Source organism: Flavobacterium sp. S87F.05.LMB.W.Kidney.N (assembly GCF_004366435.1).
GTDB lineage: Bacteria > Bacteroidota > Bacteroidia > Flavobacteriales > Flavobacteriaceae > Flavobacterium.
In genome coordinates this window covers 109624-130306 of the sequence record NZ_SODX01000006.1, presented here as the reverse complement: position 1 = coordinate 130306, position 20683 = coordinate 109624, and the positions used below count along the sequence as shown (strand labels likewise).

The 20683-nt window shown below is 32.9% G+C and carries 14 protein-coding genes; 1 reads left to right on the top strand and 13 read right to left on the bottom strand.

Going from position 1 to position 20683, the window contains the following annotated elements; translation table 11 throughout:
* Nucleotides 1-50 precede the first annotated feature (50 nt).
* The 10 genes from EDB96_RS17760 to EDB96_RS17715 form a co-directional block, all read right to left on the bottom strand.
* The gene (locus EDB96_RS17760) at nucleotides 51-341 is read right to left on the bottom strand and encodes a winged helix-turn-helix domain-containing protein (protein WP_057114812.1); all 291 of its coding nucleotides are present in this window, start codon (nucleotides 339-341) and stop codon (nucleotides 51-53) included.
* A gap of 4 nt (nucleotides 342-345) precedes the next feature.
* On the bottom strand, nucleotides 346-960 hold the full coding sequence (locus EDB96_RS17755; protein ID WP_134142355.1) for a hypothetical protein: 615 nt from the start codon (nucleotides 958-960) through the stop codon (nucleotides 346-348).
* Between the two features lie 302 nt (nucleotides 961-1262).
* On the bottom strand, nucleotides 1263-2231 hold the full coding sequence (locus tag EDB96_RS17750; protein ID WP_243839376.1) for a magnesium transporter CorA family protein: 969 nt from the start codon (nucleotides 2229-2231) through the stop codon (nucleotides 1263-1265).
* Nucleotides 2232-2515: 284 nt separating this feature from the next.
* Entirely contained in the window at nucleotides 2516-3403 is an 888-nt protein-coding gene (locus EDB96_RS17745) for a bifunctional 5,10-methylenetetrahydrofolate dehydrogenase/5,10-methenyltetrahydrofolate cyclohydrolase (RefSeq protein ID WP_134142353.1), read from the bottom strand.
* Between the two features lie 126 nt (nucleotides 3404-3529).
* Nucleotides 3530-4882, bottom strand: a complete 1353-nt coding sequence (gene ffh / locus EDB96_RS17740; protein ID WP_057114816.1) for a signal recognition particle protein — start codon at nucleotides 4880-4882, stop codon at nucleotides 3530-3532.
* Nucleotides 4883-5251: 369 nt separating this feature from the next.
* A complete protein-coding gene (locus EDB96_RS17735; protein WP_134142351.1) occupies nucleotides 5252-6934 on the bottom strand; it encodes an MBOAT family O-acyltransferase in 1683 nt (560 codons plus the stop codon).
* A 1-nt stretch (nucleotide 6935) separates the two neighbouring features.
* Nucleotides 6936-8357, bottom strand: coding sequence for a GDSL-type esterase/lipase family protein (locus EDB96_RS17730; RefSeq protein ID WP_134142349.1), 1422 nt, complete (start codon nucleotides 8355-8357; stop codon nucleotides 6936-6938).
* Complete coding sequence (locus tag EDB96_RS17725) at nucleotides 8354-9832, bottom strand: SGNH/GDSL hydrolase family protein (protein WP_134142347.1); 1479 nt, start codon at nucleotides 9830-9832, stop codon at nucleotides 8354-8356. Before EDB96_RS17725 ends, EDB96_RS17730 begins: the two co-directional genes overlap by 4 nt.
* A gap of 279 nt (nucleotides 9833-10111) precedes the next feature.
* On the bottom strand, nucleotides 10112-11536 hold the full coding sequence (locus tag EDB96_RS17720; RefSeq protein WP_134142345.1) for an HmuY family protein: 1425 nt from the start codon (nucleotides 11534-11536) through the stop codon (nucleotides 10112-10114).
* An 18-nt stretch (nucleotides 11537-11554) separates the two neighbouring features.
* Entirely contained in the window at nucleotides 11555-13669 is a 2115-nt protein-coding gene (locus tag EDB96_RS17715; protein ID WP_134142343.1) for a TonB-dependent receptor plug domain-containing protein, read from the bottom strand.
* A 103-nt stretch (nucleotides 13670-13772) separates the two neighbouring features.
* Here EDB96_RS17715 and EDB96_RS17710 point away from each other — a divergent pair, with 103 nt between their 5' ends.
* Nucleotides 13773-14675, top strand: coding sequence for a DUF6607 family protein (locus EDB96_RS17710; protein ID WP_134142341.1), 903 nt, complete (start codon nucleotides 13773-13775; stop codon nucleotides 14673-14675).
* Between the two features lie 71 nt (nucleotides 14676-14746).
* On the opposite strand, the gene EDB96_RS17705 is transcribed toward EDB96_RS17710, so the two are convergent.
* The 3 genes from EDB96_RS17705 to EDB96_RS17695 form a co-directional block, all read right to left on the bottom strand.
* A complete protein-coding gene (locus EDB96_RS17705) occupies nucleotides 14747-16123 on the bottom strand; it encodes a SusD/RagB family nutrient-binding outer membrane lipoprotein (protein WP_134142339.1) in 1377 nt (458 codons plus the stop codon).
* Nucleotides 16124-16140: 17 nt separating this feature from the next.
* Entirely contained in the window at nucleotides 16141-19206 is a 3066-nt protein-coding gene (locus EDB96_RS17700; RefSeq protein ID WP_134142337.1) for a SusC/RagA family TonB-linked outer membrane protein, read from the bottom strand.
* A 459-nt stretch (nucleotides 19207-19665) separates the two neighbouring features.
* On the bottom strand, nucleotides 19666-20376 hold the full coding sequence (locus tag EDB96_RS17695) for a hypothetical protein (protein WP_057114823.1): 711 nt from the start codon (nucleotides 20374-20376) through the stop codon (nucleotides 19666-19668).
* Between the last annotated feature and the right edge of the window lie 307 nt (nucleotides 20377-20683).

Below are 20683 nucleotides of genomic sequence, written 5' to 3'. Positions count from 1 at the left end.
ATTTAAAAGTACTTTGTAATTCAAAGTTTTTAGATAAAAAAATAGAGTTATTATGATTTCATTAATTTTTCAAGGTAAGATAAATGCTCTTTAAAGGCAGCGCGCCCTAAATCTGTCACTTGATAGGATGTTTTGGGCTTTTTGCCAACAAATTCTTTTTTTACTTCTATATAACCCGCTTTTTCAAGAGCAGAGGAATGACTCGCTAAATTACCATCAGTGATATTTAAAAGTGTCTTCATCTCGGTAAAATCTACCCAGTCGTTAACCATCAGAACGGACATAATACCCAGTCTGACACGGCTTTCAAAATCTTTATTTAGTTTATCAATAATTCCCATTGGGTTATTTGTATTTTTTGAACATCACTAATCCGTATACAATATGCAGGATTCCGAATCCTAAAACCCAGAAAATCAAACCATATCCTATGTAAAAAAGTGAAATACATCCTAAAATAAGTTCCGAAAAACCTAGATATTTAATATCTGAAAATGTATATTTTTCTGCGTTTATAACGGCTAATCCGTAAAATATTAATGTCGATGGTGCCACTAAACCAAAATAACCATGGTACATCATTGCCAAGCAAAACACTCCACCAGCTAAAAGCGGAACAGCTAGATTGAACAACATCTTTTTTGTTGCTGAAGTCCAAATCGGCAGATTGTATTTTCTACTTTTTCTAATAGTAAAAAATATCCCGAACAAGAATGCAAATACTAAAATTGTAATTCCGATCCAGAACAACTCTGAAACAAGATTAGCTGAATATAATCTATGTTCATCATTTAGATAATCCATTCCATTTGCTTTGAACAACTGGTAAACATAGATTCCGCCAATTAAAGCCGAAAGACCAGCGAAAACTCCTGAAAGTCCGCTTAATGATATAAATCTTGAAGAGCGCTCCATCATGGAACGAATATGTGCTAAATCTTCTTGGTGCTTGTGATTCATAATTAAAGTACTTTGCAGTACAAAGTTATTATTTATTTTGAATTGACAAATGAAAAAATGATTTTTTTTATTTCAACAAAACTTAACAGGGTTTTAAAACCTGTTAGATCTATTATTCGAAAAGCTGCGTGAGGGATAGAAGCCAGCTACCATAGTAGCGCGGATAGCCCGACCGGGTTTGCAGAAAGGCGCACATACGCACAAAGATTGGTGCGCCTTTTTGCAAACGTGGTCACGCCCAAATTATAAAAACGAAAAAGCCCATTCTTAACGAACAGACTTTTACTATTTTGAATTTTAAATTAAAACCATCTTCTTCTTTTGAATAAAAACACTCCGAAAGAAGATAAAATAATGGAAACTAAAAGCAGAATCCAGATTCCGTATTTGCTTTCTTCTAATCCGTTTGGCACGTTCATTCCGTACAAACTGGCGATTAGGGTTGGAATCATTAATATGATCGAAATGGAGGTCATCTGCTTCATGATATTGTTCATGTTATTTGAAATAACCGAAGCATAAGCGTCCATCATTCCGGTTAGGATGTTGTTGTAAATATTGGCCGTATCCTGCGCCTGATTTAATTCGATTTCGACATCTTCTAGTAATTCAGGATCGTAATTGGCTTTGTGGGCTTTTAGATTTTTAATTCTTTGAAATAAAACGTCATTTGCTTTTAAAGAGGTTATAAAGAATACAAAACATTTTTCGATTTGAAGCAGAGCCTGTAATTCTTCGTTTTTAATAGATTTCTCTAAATTATCTTCTGCCAGTTTTATTTTTTGATTGATTTGTTTCAGATATTTTAAGTACCAAACGCTTGATGATAAAAGTAATCTTAGCACCAAATTGAAATTATCTTCGATTTCGATGTTTTTACGCTGCGAATAAGCAACGAAATCTTTTATTATTTCTGTTTTATAAAAGCTGATTGTGACACAAATATCTTCTTTAAAAATTATTCCGAGAGGGACTGTATGAAAAGGTATTTTGATATCACCACTTTTAATGGGGATTCGCATGATTATCAATGTCCAGCCATCTTCGACTTCTATACGAGGTCTTTCGTCGATATCTTCAATATCATTATAAAATGCTTCGGGAATTTGAAGTTCTTCTAGTAAGTAGTTTTTTTCTGTTTCTGTTGGAGATTCGATATGAATCCAGCAATTAGAAGTCCATTTTGGGATTTCGATCAATCCGTTGTTGTTTGTGTAAAAGGCTTTCATTTCAAAATACAGGATTTTATCGCAGCATTTTGAAATTTTCAAAAGCTGCTTAATTTAATACTAACGAATAATAATAATCGTCCATTTGGAGAAGTGTTTTTTAAGTGGTGCAAAAGTATCCTTTATTTTTAAGAACCGAAACTTTAAAGTATTAATAATATATTAAAATGGTGCTTTTAAGTGGTTTTTAAACACATAGAATCATAGACATGCTAGTTTTGAAAAGGCATTTCATTTGTATCAATTCACATAACTATGGTGTTAGAAAGCTTATCACAAAAAAAGCCTGTTCAATTGAACAGGCTCTTTATTATTTTGAAACAAAATTATTTATTTTTTGCGCTTCTCATTTTTCTTGCTAATAATGTATTTTTAAGTAACATAGCAATTGTCATTGGTCCTACTCCACCTGGAACTGGCGTAATAAACGACGCTTTTTTGCTTACGCCGTCAAAATCAACATCTCCTTTGATAACGTATCCTTTTGCGTTTGAAGCATCTTCTACGCGTGTAATTCCAACATCAATAACTGTTACTCCTTCTTTTACCATATCGGCTTTTAAAAATTCTGGAACACCTAAAGCTGTAATAATGATATCGGCGTTTTTAGTGAATTCTGCTAAGTCTTTTGTACGGCTGTGTGTTAATGTAACTGTAGAATCACCTGGATTTCCTTTACGGCTCATTAAAATACTCATAGGACGTCCAACGATATGGCTTCTTCCAATTACGACTGTATGTTTTCCTGCAGTTTCTACTTTGTAACGCTCTAGCAATTCCATAATACCGAATGGTGTTGCTGGAATAAAACTTTCCATTTCAAGTGCCATTCTTCCAAAATTCGTTGGGTGGAATCCGTCTACGTCTTTATCAGGATCGATTGCCAATAAGATTTTTTGCTCATCAATATGTTTTGGCAACGGTAGCTGAACGATATATCCGTCTAGATTATCATCTTCGTTTAACTCTTTTATTTTTTCCAGCAGTTCTTCTTCGGTAATGGTTTCTGGCAGACTTACTAAAGTTGAATCAAATCCGATTTCCTGACATGATTTTACTTTACTTCCTACGTAAGTTAAACTTGCGCCATTATTTCCAACTAAAACTGCTGCTAAATGAGGCACTTTTCCTCCAGCTGCTTTTATAGATTGAACTTCGGCTGCAATTTCGTTTTTAATGTCGTTAGATGTTTTTTTACCGTCTAGTAGCTGCATTGTGTTTTGTTATTTTTGTTTCAGGTTTAAAGTTTCAAGTTAAACGAAACTCATATTTACTATATCAAAAAAGTTTCAAGTTTTGGTCTCTTAACTTGAAACCTTAAACTTGAAACTTTAATTTTATTATCTCGGCATTCCTCCTGGCATTCCTTTCATGCCTCCCATCATTTTCATCAGATTTTTTCCGCCTGGGCCCTGCATCATCTTCATCATCTTGCTCATTTGGTCAAACTGCTTCATTAACTGATTTACCTGCTCGACTTTAGTTCCCGAACCTTTAGCGATTCTGGCTTTTCTTTTTACATCAATTAAAGCTGGTCTGCTTCTTTCGGCTGGCGTCATCGAGTAGATAATTGCTTCAATATGTTTGAAAGCATCATCTTCGATCTCAACATCTTTCATGGCTTTTGAAGCTCCTGGTATCATCCCTACCAAGTCTTTCATGTTACCCATTTTCTTTACTTGCTGGATCTGCGTTAAGAAGTCGTCAAAACCAAATTCGTTTTTAGCGATTTTCTTTTGAAGTTTTCTAGCTTCTTCTTCATCAAATTGTTCCTGAGCTCTTTCTACAAGAGACACAACATCTCCCATACCAAGGATACGCTCAGCCATACGATCTGGGTAGAAAATGTCAATTGCTTCCATTTTCTCGCCGGTACCTACGAATTTGATTGGTTTGTTTACAACAGATTTAATAGAAAGTGCTGCTCCACCTCGAGTATCTCCATCTAATTTCGTTAAAATAACTCCATCAAAATTCAAGATATCGTTGAATGCTTTTGCTGTGTTTACAGCGTCTTGTCCTGTCATAGAATCGACAACGAACAATGTTTCTTGCGGCTGAATTGCTTTGTGAACACGTGCAATTTCATCCATCATTTCCTGATCTACTGCCAAACGTCCCGCTGTATCGACAATAACAACATTGAATCCGTTTGCTTTGGCATGCTTAATTGCGTTTTGAGCAATTTCTACAGGATTTTTATTTTCTGGTTCTGAGTAAACCTCAACACCTATTTGGTCTCCTACAACATGTAACTGATTAATCGCCGCCGGACGATAGATATCACAGGCTACAAGAAGTGGTTTTTTATTTTTCTTAGTTTTTAGAAAATTAGCTAATTTTCCAGAGAAAGTAGTTTTACCAGAACCTTGAAGTCCTGACATTAAAATAACAGTTGGAGTTCCAGATAAGTTAATACCAGCAACATCTCCTCCCATTAATTCTGTCAACTCGTCTTTTACCAGTTTAACTAATAATTGTCCTGGCTGTAAGGTTGTAAGTACGTCCTGACCAATTGCTTTTTCTTTTACTTTAGCCGTAAAATCTTTAGCAATTTTAAAGTTAACATCGGCATCAAGTAAGGCACGACGAACTTCTTTTAAGGTATCGGCAACGTTTACTTCTGTAATTTTACCGTGTCCTTTTAATATATGGAACGCTTTATCTAACTTATCACTTAAATTATCAAACATATCATTTTCTTTATTTGAAGTGCAAAGATAATCTAATTAGATATTTCAGGCAATTTATTTTTAAGGTTCATAGCCACAAAGACACAAAGGCGCAAAGTTTTTCTTTTAAAGATTTAATTAAGATAAAAATCTTGCAGATACCTAAGGCGGAAAGTTATTTTCGCCACGAATTGCACTACTTTCCCGAATTATTTTTCTCTCTCGCAGATTTAGCAGATTGTAATGATTTCTATTTAACAAAAACTGCCAAAATCTGCTAAATCTGCGTGAAACAAAACTTCGTGCTTCAGTGTCTTCGTGGCAAACAAAAAAAGCGCAAAGATTAAAACCTCTGTGCCTTTGTAACTATGTCCCTTTGAACCTTTAAAATTAAAATTGAAAGTAAATAAACGGCTGTGATCCTGCTACCGCTGTTGCGTAAACAATCCAGTAAACAAATCCCAGAATTATTGCTTTTACTAACAATGGAGTTTTATCAAAAATAGATTTCATTCCGTTAGTAAAAGATTCTGGCAAGAAGTGCCATACGTAACCAAACAGCATTAATCCGAAAACATTTTTATAACCTAAAATAATTGTTTTCCAAAGTTCTGGTTCAAATGTTAATTGGCCAATATTATTAATCACCTGTAAAGCTGTTTCGAAATCTCTGGCGCGGAAAAAGATCCAGCAGAAAACCACAAAATGAAAGGTGATTAGAATAGAGAAAAATCTCCACAAGAAATTTGGGCTTTTGTCTTTTTTCGAAGGAAAGAATTCCATGAAAATTTTATGAACTGCCAAAGCTAATCCGTGAAGTGCTCCCCAAACTATAAACTGCGCTCCTGCTCCATGCCACAAACCTCCCAAAAGCATTGTAGTAAACAAATTAAAATTAGTTACTAAGGTTTGTTTTATTTTGCTTGAAAGTAAAAATGATAAACAGAAAATCAAAATACTGCTTCCTGCAATTATCAGCGGAATTATACTTTCATTATAATTTGAAATTCCCCAAAGCAATAATCCAAAGAAAAATAAACTTGGGAATAAATATCCTGCGAAAGAACCTTGTCTGTTTCCTCCAATAGAAATGTATAAAAAGTCTTTTAACCAAGTCGAAAGTGAGATATGCCATCTTCTCCAGAAATCGGTAATCGAAGTTGACTTATACGGCGTTCTAAAGTTGACTGGTAATTTAAATCCAAGTAATAGCGCAATACCAATTGCCATATCTGAATATCCAGAGAAATCACAATAAATCTGAATGGCGTATCCATAAGAAGCCATTAAATTTTCAAATGATGTATAAGTCATCGGCGTATCAAAAACACGATCGACAAAGTTTACCGAAATATAATTTGATATTACTGTTTTCTTAATTAAACCTCCAATAATCAAAAACAAAGCATTGTTTACATCTTGTTTTGTTAGGTTTAATTTTTGGTAAATCTGAGGTAAAAAATCTTTTGCACGCACAATAGGTCCAGCAACTAACTGCGGGAAAAACGACACGAAGAATAAATATTCGATATAATTTTTTGTAGGCTTGATTTCTTCTCTATAAATCTCGATTATATAACTCATCGATTGAAAAGTGTAGAACGAAATTCCGACAGGAAGAAAAACATTATGAAGTGCAAAATTACCATGAAACATATCATTGTAAGTCACAATCAAAAAGTTCATGTATTTGAAATAGCCTAAAAGTGCTAAATTTAAAATCACACTAATAACCAAATAAAGTTTCTTTACGCCATCTCTGCTTTCCTTGTAAATTATCTGGCTCAAACCATAATCTACAACAGATGAAAGCAATAATAGCAGAAAATAAATACCGCTTGATTTGTAATAAAAGAATAATGAGAAGAGAATAACATAAGTTAATCTCAAATAAAATGTTTTGCGTAAAAAACCATACACAAAATAGAAAACCAAAAATAGGCCTAGGAATAAACCGGTATTAAATAAAAGTTTTTCGTCTGGATTGTAAACAAACCAGCTTTTAACTTGTTCTGTTGTAATTGCACCAAAATTTTGAATGAACCAATTATTAATGCTATCTATTGTTGTCAACTTAATTCTTTAATTTAAAATTATCGTATGTTTTTAAAAACGCCTGCGTAAACAAATTTCCTTGTTTCTCGTATCCTTTTTTGGAATAATGAACCCAATCCGGCCCAATTAACCCTTGCACTTTTAGCTGTTTGATGCCACTCATTCCACCAAATTCATCGTACAAATCCCAAACTGCAAAACCATCTTTTTGGGCTATCTCAATAATTTGTCTGGTGTAATCATCAATATAGGTATTGGGCTTTCTTCTTAGCAAAGATGGCGGCGGTGTCATAATTATTATCGGTGCATCTATTTTCTGCGCTTTGATATTATTTATAAACTCTCGCAATTCTTTAATGTAATTTCCTGAATCTAAATGTTCATAACTTTCGTTTGTTCCTAATGAAAAAACAAGCAAATCTGGATGCAATGCTTTTAGTTGTTCAAAAAATAACGGATATTTATTATAATCTGAAAACTTGGCTCCATTTACTCCGATACCACTGTATAGAATCCCAGGGGAATCTTTTTCTAAAACAAGTCCGTTTAACTCATAATTTGAAGCTTCTTTATTCGGAATCAAAAAAATTCGGCTTAAAGCATTGTCGGAATTGTAATAATGTGAATACGAATCTGATTCTATCGGTAAAGGAACAAACTCAGACATAGAAATTGTTTTTGCCCTTGTTTCATTAGTCGAAATTTTTAAAGTTCTCCCCGCACGAATATTATTTGACTTTAATCGATTGTCTCTTTTTATTTCAGCGACCGAAACATTATATTTATCTGCAATGGTTCCAAGTACTTCGCCTTTTTTAATTTTATGCGTTATAACTTTTCGTTCAGTGGTTTGAATTGAATTAACCTTAGAGGAAACCGCCAAATCAAACATATTCTGATTTTTTGGAGTTATAATTTTTATGGTATTAAATTTATAAGCAGGATCTTTTATATTCATTTCCATTACAAATCCGCCAGAATCTCTCCAAAGTCCAATCCCGCTTAATCCAACTGGATTATTTTTAAAGGGATAAATATTTCTGTAGCTTTCCCAAACTCGATTCGATTTGAAACGCTCATTATAAGATCCGTTTGTTTTAGCTAATTGATATGGAAATACTAAACCACGTCCTGCATTGCCAAATTTTTGTTGCAAGTTCTTTCTGATCTCATTCGTCATCAAATCACCTTGAATGTGCGAATCTCCAATATGTACAATATTGATTTTCTGATTTTTCTGATCTTCATTTTTTTCTAATTTCTGAAAAAAACTTTTTAATACTTTCGCATTATAAAATTGCCCTTCTAAAGGTGCGTCGGCCGCTGCAGTATCAATTTTCTGAATCATGCTTTTATGTATTGGATGTACATCTGTTTTTGAAGTCTTTTCATTATTCAAGAAAAAAAGACAACAAAAGAAAACAATAAGTTTATTTATCATACACTGTCTTTTGTTACGGAAACGGAATCGGTCTTAGCTTTCCTTACGGTTCTCTGCTTATTCGTATTAGAATCTCTCTTTTCTCTGAGTACTTTATATTCTTCGTATCCTTTGTTTAATTGCCCGTACAACAAATTACCAATTGCTTTTGCGCCACGCTGGTTAAAGTGCGTGTAATCTTTATTGGCTCTTGCCGGAGTTTCATCCACCCATTTTATCATCGATCCGTCTCCGCCCATTAAAGTATATAAATTTACAAATCCAGATTCGGTTTCAAGTGCATAATGTTTTTGAGCTTTCATTAATGGAACTACTGCAGAATCGGTTTTCATTTCCAATTCATATTTAGTCGATTTATCGGCTGTGGAAACAATCAGGATGGAAACACCTGGAAAAGATTCTTTTATTTTATTTACCGTTTTAGTCATTCCTTTTTCGTACCAAGAATAATTTTTGGTTCCGTAATTCAAAACATTTGTTCCGTAATGCAGAATAATTAAATCATAATTCAGATTATTATTAAAAGCTCTCATGACATCTGCATTGAACATTGAAATTGGAAGTCCCGAATTTCCTCTTTGAGAGAAATTATCAACGTGAACTCCAATTCCGTTATCAAAATTAAATCCGTAAATCGGAATAGAATCTGCATGTACAAAATTCGCTTTAAAAACTTTTAAGCTTCCAGAAGAAACCTTTAATGTATTTACTAAATTATTCGGCGAAAGATTCTTTTTAATAGTGTCTTTACCTATAATAAAATTAACTTTTCCTGTTTTAGAGGAACGACCGTAAAATAAGGTTGCATTATCTAATGAAGTAGAATATTTTTTAAGTCCTGCTTCGTATTGAACCCAAGTTGGATTTGATAGATCGTTTGCAAAAAACACATGTCCGTTAATTCCAAAAGGGCTCGTTGGTTTTTTGACATTTAAATATGATTGTGTTTTCCAGTTTTTAGAATAAGTAGATTTTACAGAACCTCTAGAGGCCGCAGATTCTGAAGTGATAGGAACAAATCCAACTCCATTTCCTCCAAAACGTTCTTGATAATTGGCACGAACGTCTTGAACGATTAAATCTCCATCTGTCATAGAATCTCCATAGTAAGCGATTCTAACTTTGTTCTGCGGATTTTTCTCTAACTGATATAATTTTTCGTAAAAAGGAATCAGATATTGAAAACCTTTATAATTCTCAAAAGTTTCTGCAGGAAATTCGATTCCCTCAGTTTCATCATAAACAATTTTTTGGTTGTTTAGCTTTTTTTCGCTTTCAGCAATACTATCATCATCCAAAGAAAGAGAATCTTTGGCCACAGACTCTAAAAGCAGACTATCGATTAATATGTTTTTAGAATCTAGTTTACTTTCTGAAAATATTTTATCTGGAAGGATTTGTTTGAATCCAATAAAGGCAACCAGCGCTAACGCTACAATCGCAAAAGACTGAAAAAAATAAGATTTTGTATTCACTTTATAATTATAAAATATGAAGAACTGCTGTACAAAAATTAAACCAATTAAGTTATCGTTAATTTATTGCAGGAAAAATTTGTGCAAAGATAGAATAACATTTTGTTTCTAATTCATTTTAGTAAGAAACTAGATCAAAAAAAAGAGGCTAGATAAATCTAACCTCTTTATCAAAAAAAAATAAAAAAAACAAAGCTAATGATTAACTAAATTTTAATGCGATACTTTATAATTTTAGAATGAAATACTCTTTATATTTTTTAGATTTTCATTTTAAAATTATTTTAAGATAGCATATTCTAAAGTAACATTTCCTCTTTCACTTGCTTCATTTAGCATTGTAAGAAATCTTACTTTGTAGTAGTTTCCAGCAGCATCTTTAACTACATAAAAACGATCTGTTCTGATGCTTGGTAAAGTAGTTGGTCCTCCACCGTTTCTCCAGTTTGCCCCAATTATTCTTTGATCTGTCTCAGAAGCTTTAAAGTTATCTTCAACAATTTTTGCTTTTGTAAAATCAGCATAAGATCCTCCAGTAGAAACTAAAACTTGATAAACTTTTGCCCCTCCTCTTGAGTTACTAGTAATAAAATCAGCATATCCATATGTTACATCACCACTACCCATGTTTAGGTAATTTGTAAAAACTGTAAAGTTTAAATCCCATTTAGCTTTTTCAGGTTCAACAGAAACAGTATTTCCAGAAGCTAAACTAAAAAATGTAAAATTATAAGCAGTATCTTTAGAAATTGTTTTTTCAGTAAAAGTAGTAGATGCTAAATCAGCATATTGAATTTTATAACCAGTTCCATTTCTTAAAATTCTAACTTTTTTCCAACCTCTTGATTCTCCATCAACTTCAACTCCTCCAGTTCCTGCAACTTTAGTCCCAACCAAAGCGCCCATATTAACAAGATATACTTTATTATCAGCATCTGTAGCTGAAACTTCAGCAATAGCAGTTCCTATCCCTGCACCTGCACCTGTTAAAACGCCTGTTGGATTATCAACAAAGCCGTTTGAAGCAGCTGTTGTTCCTGCACCTACGCTTACGTTAGCATCAATTTCCTGAGGTAAAGTGATATCAGATGTTTCTAATTTTTTAACAGCCATCTTAACTGATCCGTTTATTATAACTCTAAATTCACTTCCTGAATTGAAACCAAAATCCCAAGTCGCTCTATTTACAGATTTAGTTATACCAGAACTAAAATCAAGATAAAGTTGATTTGGCTGATTTGGTCCTCCAACACTTGCAGCTAAAACACCGCCCGTATAAGCTGTCTCATTAAAATTAACTTGAACTGTTTTATTTTCACCTAAAATAGCATTAATAGTATTGCTTGAAATTGTGAAAACAACATTTTTAACTTCTCCTTCAATAGCTTCTTTTAATTTCTTAAAAGTAAAACTTACAGAAGAAACATTTTTTTCAAAGGGAACTACGATTGTTTTTGCAGTAGCAGCTGGTATAGTAGAAAAGTCAGTTCCTTCAACAACAGCATTTTCTACGTAAGTTAGTGTCAAAGATCCTGCAGTTGCTGTTGGTATTGCGAAATTAATCACAATAGGCGTTTCAGCAGCAGTTAAATTCAATGAGGTTGATGCAAAAGCAACTCCATTAATTTCAGCCGTATTGTTATCATCACTTGAGCAAGAGACCAATGATAACACGAAAAGTGATAAGAATAATAGTTTTTTCATTTGTATTTTAGTTTATATTTAAAGATTAAGATTATATGAAAGTTTGATAAAATAAGAGCGCCCGTAAGCGAGCATTACATTTGAATCTCCTGCATGTCCAGCAGATTGATTCGTGTTTGTCTGCCTAACATTCGTCACATTACAAATATTTCTCGCTCCAATTGTAACATCAAGCTGATTTTTGAAGAAAGTCTTTCGAATACTTGCATCAAGCCAATTACTTGGATCGATATCAGATATAATATATCCTGAAGATCCTTCTATAAATTGCTGTGACTTTCCGTTGTATTTGTAGTAGGCAGAAAATATTGTCCCCCATTTTTGTATTAAGTAAGAAACACTACTATTGACATTGAAAGAGTACAAAAATTTGTCATCTGATGTAAATACTTGATTTTCTATTTTTCTCGAAACACCAACTACAGCTGCTCCAACATTGAATGTCAAATCTCTATACCTAAATTGATTCATTGTAGAGAAATTCCACATTTTGTATTTACTGATGTTTATATATTGATATTCTGGATTTCCAGTATCTGGATTGTATCGTATCAAAGCCATATCAATTCTATCATTAACATCTAGGTAGCTTCCCGCAAATGTGTTTGAAACTTGCAAGCGTGAACCTATAAAAGATGATTTTTTTAAACTGGCTTCAAATGAAGTACTAGTTTCTGGTATCAAGTTTTCATTTCCTGTAAAGAAATGTCCGTCAAAAATTAATTTGGAATATAGTTCTTCAAAAGTCGGTGTTCTAAATGATGAACCATAAGAACCTCTAAGTTCAATTCCTTTATCAAATAAATATCTTAAATTAAGTGAGGATGCATATTGATCTTTAAATTTAGACTGCGCTGAGAATCTTAATCCTGGACGTATAGAAAATCTCTCAGTTGTCATAATTTCAGCGGAAACAAAGAAATCATAATTTTCAAGAGTCTTTCTGACAGGAGAAAAAAGATTATTTCCCTCTTGAATCAAAGAGTACCCTTGATTGTTTACAAATTCATATCCAACTTGCAGATCATATTTTTTGTTTGTAAAAAAGTTACTTAGAGTTCCTGTTGAGTAAAGAACTTCCATCGATTGGTCTTTTGTAGTAACATTTTCTTTTTCACTTTTATTCTGAAAATAATATTTAAAGTCTTCAACATTACGTTCTTGTTTCTGATGAGAAAGCGATATATTGTAGTTTAATCTCGTAAAAAGTTTTCCTGTTGCATTTAAATTATGAAAATATCTATTAGTAAAATACCTCATATCGTCAGCATATGTATAAGATCCTAATACTGGATTGTAACCTGACTGTACTGTAGCATTATAATAGTCAACATCTTCATCTAAGTATTCAAACTTATAGAAAACTTTAAATGAACCTTTATTGTAAGCAATTAAGGCATTTCCATTTAGTTGTTCTTTTGGCAGCCATCTGTATCCACGAGTTTGGTCATTAACATCGTAATCTTTTCCATTTTTATCGTCTAAAAATCCTTGAAAATCGTTTCTATTAGCACCAACACTCACAAACCAGTTATCATTAAATGTATGGGCAACTCTCAACGATTGGATATGACGACCTTCATCAAAAACTGCATATTCATCTTTAACCGTTTCTTCTTGTACAGCAGCTGTAATATTCCATTTATATATTGACGATTTTTTTGTAATAATATTTAAAACTCCACTTACAGCATTAGCCCCATAAACTACACCCATCGATCCTTCGACTATTTCAATTCGCTCAACATCGTTTAAATTAATCTGTGATAAATCTGTATTATTCCCTAAACCAGCTTCATTTACTAACGGAACATTATCTACTAGAATTTTAAAGTATTGAGCATCTAATCCAAATAATGACACTGTAGAACGACCACTTGTGCCACTTGGTCTAACCGTAATATTTAAATATTGATTTAAAACATCAGCCAAGTTATTAGCCGCTAAATTTTTAATATCCTTACTTGAAATCACTCGAACATTAAACACAGATTTTTTTATGGATTGTGGCTCAAATTGTCCTGTAACAACAACTTCTGATAATTTTTCCTGTGAGTTAATAGTGTCTTTTTGCTGAGCAAAAGAACAATTACAAAAAAGAAGTCCAGCAAAAAGGGTAAAATTTATTTTCATTATTTTTATTCAGTCTTAATAACAGATGCAAATATATAACTATTTTTAATTGTTCTAAATAAAATTTATATATTTGCCAAAATTTAAAACAAAACAATAAGTTATGATTTCAAAAAGCCTTTTTTTGTCAGCCGCTATGGCTTTAACATGTGGTCTTGGTTTTAGTCAGGACAAAAAACAACAAGACATAAAATCGATTAAATCTATGTGCGGTTGTTATGAAGTGAAATTTAATTTTACAGAAACCTTCTCATATCCAAAAGATTCTCTTACTTATAAACCATCTGAAACAAAACACGAATCTGCTTTAGAATGGGTGGAATTATTAGAAGATACTCCTAACAAAATTGTTATGCAGCATTTACTAATTGTAAGTGACGATATGATTATCAAACACTGGAGGCAAGACTGGCTATACGAAAACACAGACTTGTATTCTTTTGACAAAGGAACTTCTTGGAAATACAAAAAGCTAGACAAAAAAGCGGTTAAGGGACAATGGACTCAAAAAGTATATCAAGTAGATGACAGTCCTAGATATGAAGGATCTTCAACTTGGGTACACGTTGATGGACAAGATTACTGGGCAAACGTTGCTGATGCTCCGCTTCCTAGAAGAGAGCAGACAAAACGTAACGATTACAATGTTTTAAAAAGAAGAAATATTCACGAAATCACTGCTACAGGATGGAACCATGAGCAAGACAACGATAAATTGGTTCGTGACGATGCAGGAAAAGATGTTTTGTTAGCGCAAGAAAAAGGATTTGATGTTTACACTAAAGTTCCAGATGTTAAATGTATTGCTGCTCAAAAATGGTGGAAAGAAAACAATGCACTTTGGAAAAATGTTCGTGACAAATGGCAGACCCTTTTCGACAGACATAAAGATTTAAACTTAGAAGCTAAAGTAGACAGAAAAGCTCTTTATTCTCTATTGTTTGATTTAAAACCAGATGCTGCTAAAGCAGAAACAGATAAAATCATTGACAAATTTGTTAAGTAATTAGAATTAGTTGTTATTAAAAAAGCCGGAAGTTTTGAGACTTCCGGCTTTTTTTATGCTATATAAATTGTTTAATTTTTATCCCACCACACATTGGTTGTAACATTACTAACTACCGTAGCATTTGGATTATATTGTCTTTCATCAGATGGCGTTGGAAGCCTTAGAGGAATAAACTTTATATTTGATGATTGGTTTGGCTCTAACACAGGGAAACCAGTTCTTCTGTAATCATTATAGGGTTCCATAGTTAAGAAAAGAGCAAGATATTTTTGTTGGATAATTGTCTCTAAATTTACTGTAGCAGTTGCTGCCGATAAAAAATCTGTCGTTGCTGAACTACCAGTAACTTTTAATACAGATGCCGCTACTGCATCTTGTAATGATTGTGCTGCATCTTGTCCCAATCTAAATTTCGCTTCAGCTTCTATGAATTTGGCTTCTGCATATGTCACCAATCCAATTGAAGAAGTCGCACTCGCAAATGCAGGACCAATATAAGAAGATGAAGTAGTATCTAAATCATCTGCCGCGTTGCCTGTATAATTACCATTCTTGTCTTTAGCAATTGCAAATGACAATCTCGGATCATCAGACTCTTTTAAAGAGTTTACGAAATATGCTCCTGTTTTTAAGTAATTTGCACGACTATTTTCAAAGGCATACCATTGATTGAGACCGTTTGATGTTCCAGGGAAAAAAGTATTAGCATCATCGCCAATTGAACTTATTCCTGAAGCGGTAATATAACTTAATGCTTTTTGTGCTGCCTGCGAATCAACCTGTGTTAATCGTAAGGCATATCTTGCTTTCAAGACATAAGCAACTTGAATCCATTTTTTGGTATTTCCATTAAATATGTAATCGTCATCTCCAGGAACAGTAACATTACTTGACTCTGTTTTTTGTAAGTTCACAATCGCATCATCCAAGATACTTTGCAATCTCTCATAAATTTCCTGCTGAGTATTATATTTAGGAGCTCTATTTCCTTGATCAGCTTTAAAAGCCTCATCATAAGGAACATCTCCCCAAAGATCAGTTGCATAACCCAAATTTATCGCGGTTAAAACTTGGCCAATACCATTATAGTAGGGATAATGAGTAGCAAAATCACGATTTAAGATATAACCATTCATTAAAGTTGTACTATACAAAGTATTCCATTCGTTATTTACATCCTGCTCGCTGATAAAGTAACGCTGAATATCTCCTAACTGCCCTACGCTTGTCCCAGCAAGATGCTGATCTAAAATATTTGAAGTTCTAATCAACCCAGTTGTATGTGTTGAAAAAGTAGAAACTTCCATTGCAGAAAGCAATAAACTCGGCGTAGTTGAAATAGATGAATTTGGATTCTCGTTAAAGTGGTCTAATTCAGATTGACAGCTTGTAAAAAGGCCAAAACCTATAGTGGCCAGAATTACACATTTTATATATTTTTTCATTTTTATTAATTTAGAATTTAAAATCCGACTTTAAGAGTCATTATAAATGATTTACTTCCAGGATTATTAAAGTAATCTAATCCATTAATTTTTGAACCTGCTCCTGTTAAGCTAGTTTCTGGATCAACACCTTTGTAATTAGTATTTAGCCATAAATTTCTACCTGTAAATGACAGTTGAGCCGAATTAATAGCCGTGAATTTTTTCACATTAAAATCATAACTTAATGTAATATCACGAAGTCTTATCCAGTTCACATCTGTTACAGCTTCTTCTGCAGCACCTCCACCATCTCCTAAGTATTTTTGGTAATAATTTTTAGCCGATATTGCAATATTATTTGGAGTTCCATCTTGTTTCACACCATCAATAATATAATTATGCTCTCTATCTGCAGAAGCTTCAGAAACACCAAAATTGTGTAATCTTGCCAGTGTACCATTATACACAACTCCACCGTGTCTAAAATCTAGCAATCCTGACAAAGTAACTCTCTTATAAGTAAATGTGTTTCTTAAACCTCCTGTCCATTTAGGAGCAGAATTCCCTAAATTTCCAGTTTCATCTGCTACTATTGGTAAACCATTAGATCCAATTATTTTTTGTCCATTTTCATCACGTTTCCATTTTGTTCCATAAAAACTTCCTAATGGTTGTCCTTTTACAGCATAATATCCAATAGAACCAAAAGCAGTTTCAATAGAAATCTCATCTAAGTTTCCGTATATGTCAGTCACTTTATTTTCGTTCTTAGACCAATTCAAATTAATATTCCATTGAAATGCATTATTTTTTTTGAAAATATCATAGCCAAGTTCAACCTCAATACCTTTATTAACCAATTCAGCCGCATTTTGGTAAACCAATGCATATCCGCTTGATTGCGGCAGTGGCAATTCTATTAATAAATCTTTAGATGTTTTGTAATATAGATTTAAATCGAATGAAAGGCGATTTTCTAAAAACTTAGTATTAAAACCAAGTTCATGTCCTAATACTCTTTCTGGTTTTAATTGTTGATTCCCTAAAACCCCTGAAACAGCCATACCGTTTACACCGTTATAAGGAAAACTTAAACCATCTGTAAAACCATCTGTCATAAATGGCTGAGAAAATGTACTTATGGTGTAGTATGGTTGTGGAGCAATACCCACTTCTCCATATCCGTAAGTCATTTTCATAAAGTTTATCCATTCTGGTAAATCAAAAGAGCTTGATAAAACCCATGAAGCAGAAGCAGCTGGGAATAAAGCGCTATTTGCATCTGTTCCATACGTAGAAGACCATTCTTTTCTAAGCGATCCTGTAATAAAAAGTTGATTCTTAACATCAAATTCTAATTGTCCAAACAAAGCTCTGGACATCACATTAGATTCTGCGTTTGATGCGTACAATTGTGTCGCATTTGACAAATTATAAAGATTTCTCACTGCAAGATCTTTTCCTCGAGAAAAAACATCTGTGTTCTGAGAAGAACGTAAATTAAGTCCGGCAGTATAATTTATCTTTAGCCATTCTGATTTTAAAGGCAATAATCCTGTTGCTATAAAATCAACATAAAATTGTTTGTTATTAATATTATTGAAAGCAACTTCTCCCATACCAGCAAGATTATCTCCATTAGATGAAATAGCATAAACTTGTTTTCGATAATCAGAATAAGTATCTATACCTCCTTTTGCAGTAAAAGACAACCAAGCTGCTGGCGAATAAGTAAAGTACATATTTCCAAAAACACGATTTACATCACTTGTCGCGGGATTTTCATTAACTGTAAAATATGGATTATCATACGAGTTATAATAATTCATATTATTACCCTCTCCATCTTTATAGTTTCTTAGATCATAATTTGAAGGAGAACGAAGCAAACTTAACATTACACCAGAAGAGTTACTTCCATTTTGGGCTAATGTATTGGTTGTATGAGTATATTGCAAGCTACCACCTGTTTTCCATTTTTCATTTAATTTTAGATCTCCAACAACTCTTAAAGTATTTCTTTTTAATCCTGTTTCAGGAATCATACCTGTTTGTGTAACATTACCATATGATGCTCTATAAGTGGCTTTTTCATTACCACCATAAAAAGATATATTGTTTGTAAAGGTTAATCCTTCCTGAAAGAAATTCTTAACATTGTTATACATCGGAATATTTAATGACTCTGCTGAAGGTCCCCAGCTTTGAGGAGTGTTTGGATTTACAGCAGTCGCTGTGGCACTTGTACCTTGAACATATTTATTTTGTCTAGCAGGCAATTGACTAACATGATCAATCGCCAATGCAGTTGAGTAATCAATTCCTAAACTTTTTCCGCTTTTACCTTTTTTTGTTGTATAGATAATAACTCCGTTACCTGCTCTCTCACCGTATAATGCAGCAGCCGCTGGACCTTTAAGTACTGATACACTTTCGATATCATCAGGATTAATATCCAGTGCACGATTAGAGTTATTAATACCAGACAAGTTTGCATTAAATGGATTATCACCAGCACTAGTTTGACTTGTTGTATTGTCAATAGGAATACCATCAACAACAATCAGAGGATCTGAATTTCCTTTAATGGTATTTACTCCTCTAATGATTATTTTACTAGAAGCACCTGGCGTTCCACCAGTACCTATAACCTGAACACCCGCAGCTTTTCCAGCCAGCGCCTGCAAAACATTTTGTTCTCCAGACTTAGTTATTTCATCCGAAGTAATTTTTGAAACTGCATAACCCAATTTTTTTTCTTCTTTTTTAACTCCCAGTGCAGTTACAACAACCTCTTCTAATTGTTCTCCACCATCCTGCATTTTGACATTTACAGTAGACGAATTGCCAACTGTAATAGATTGGTCTTTCATACCCATGTACGAAAACACAATAACATCTCCTGTCTTGGCTTTAATTTTATACTTTCCATCAAAATCGGTTTGAACTCCATTGCTAGTTCCTTTTACAACAACATTCGCACCTGGAATTGGTCCGCTTCCATCCGATACAATTCCTGAAACTGCTTTTTCCTGTGCAAAAAATAATTGAACAGTAAACAAGAATACAAGAATTGCAAATCCTTTAATCTTTCTTTTCATTATAGTTAATTTGAATTAAGGGGCGCAACTTATAAAATTAATTTAATTTTAACAAGAATTTATTTCTTTTTAACAAGTAAAAATTAAAAGTTATTCTTACAATTAATCAGATAAGAAAAAAAAACCGTCTAAAATTAATTAGACGGTAATCCTTATTATTTCTCACTAAAAGGGTTACTAATTCAAAATAGTTAAAAATGAATATAAGGAGGTATTGTAATTTATTGTCTGTAAAAATTGAAAGCAGTTGAGTGAAAGCTTCAAAAATTATCTTTTTTTCGAGCGCAAAATTAACACGAAAAATCATTAATTCATATACCTAATCTTTATTGAGATAGAAAAATGTCTTATTCTGATACTTTTGATTTTTTAGGGGTTGTTTTAAAAACAAAAAGCCGATAGTTTTAACTATCGGCTTTTTTTGAATTTTAAATTTAAAGATGAATCTTTCAAACAATATTATTTTGCTTCTGCACACTCAGAATATGAGATGGCATGCTTTGTCAAGTCTGTCCATTTTGGCTCAGGATTTGCAGCAATTACTTTCTCACAACCTCCCCATAATGGCACAAATTCTTTTTTATATTCTTTTTTCTTAAGCAAAAATGCCGGTGAATCTTTTTTGGCAACATAATAAGATTTAGCATCTCCTCCAATAAACTTTACACCGCCAACTCCTAAAGAAGCAGTCTCTTTTGCGTGCGGATCACAGTAGATTTTAAATTCTTTACTAAATCCAGGGTTTAAAAGCTGCATTAATAATTTTGAATTTTTCTTTTTGATTTTTACATCAGCAGTTTCAAAATATGCATAACCTTCTTTTATATATTCTTGGTTCAATTTATCATCGCTCCACTTTTGATAATCTGAAATAAAGTCTAGTTTTTTAGTCAGGTTATCCAATCCGCTTGGCGGCAAATACATAAACTTAATATCTTCTGGTTTTAGTTTGTGTTTTTTTCCTGCTGCGTCTTGCAATTTAATGTATTCAATCAATCCCTTGTCTCTGTCGATATCACGAATAGTTCCGCTAATTTCAGTTCCGTCAGCCAAAGTGATGTAAGCTGTTTTGTTGTGTGAAAATCCATAAGATGGAGCAATTAAATCTTGTGCGTTCATTGCTGTAAAAGCAAAAAAGAGCATCATTAATAGTAAAGGTTTTTTAATCATGTTTTTGGGTTTAAAATTTTGCCTACTCTTACGATTTTCAGCTTCCTCGATTATTTTTTTTAACAGTAAAAATGAAAAAAAGCTTATATTCGTTAGCTTTATCAACTACAATTATCAATAAATTTCTTACTGTAAACATAATTATAAAAACCATATATCCAAATGATATTTTCTATTTTTTACACGAAAATTCATTCACCAAAATTCTTAACCTTTTGGTAATAATAACTTTGATTTTCTCTAAACTTTACCGCAAAAAAAAAGAGCCGATAACTGAATAGTTATCGGCTCTTTTAAATATTTATAA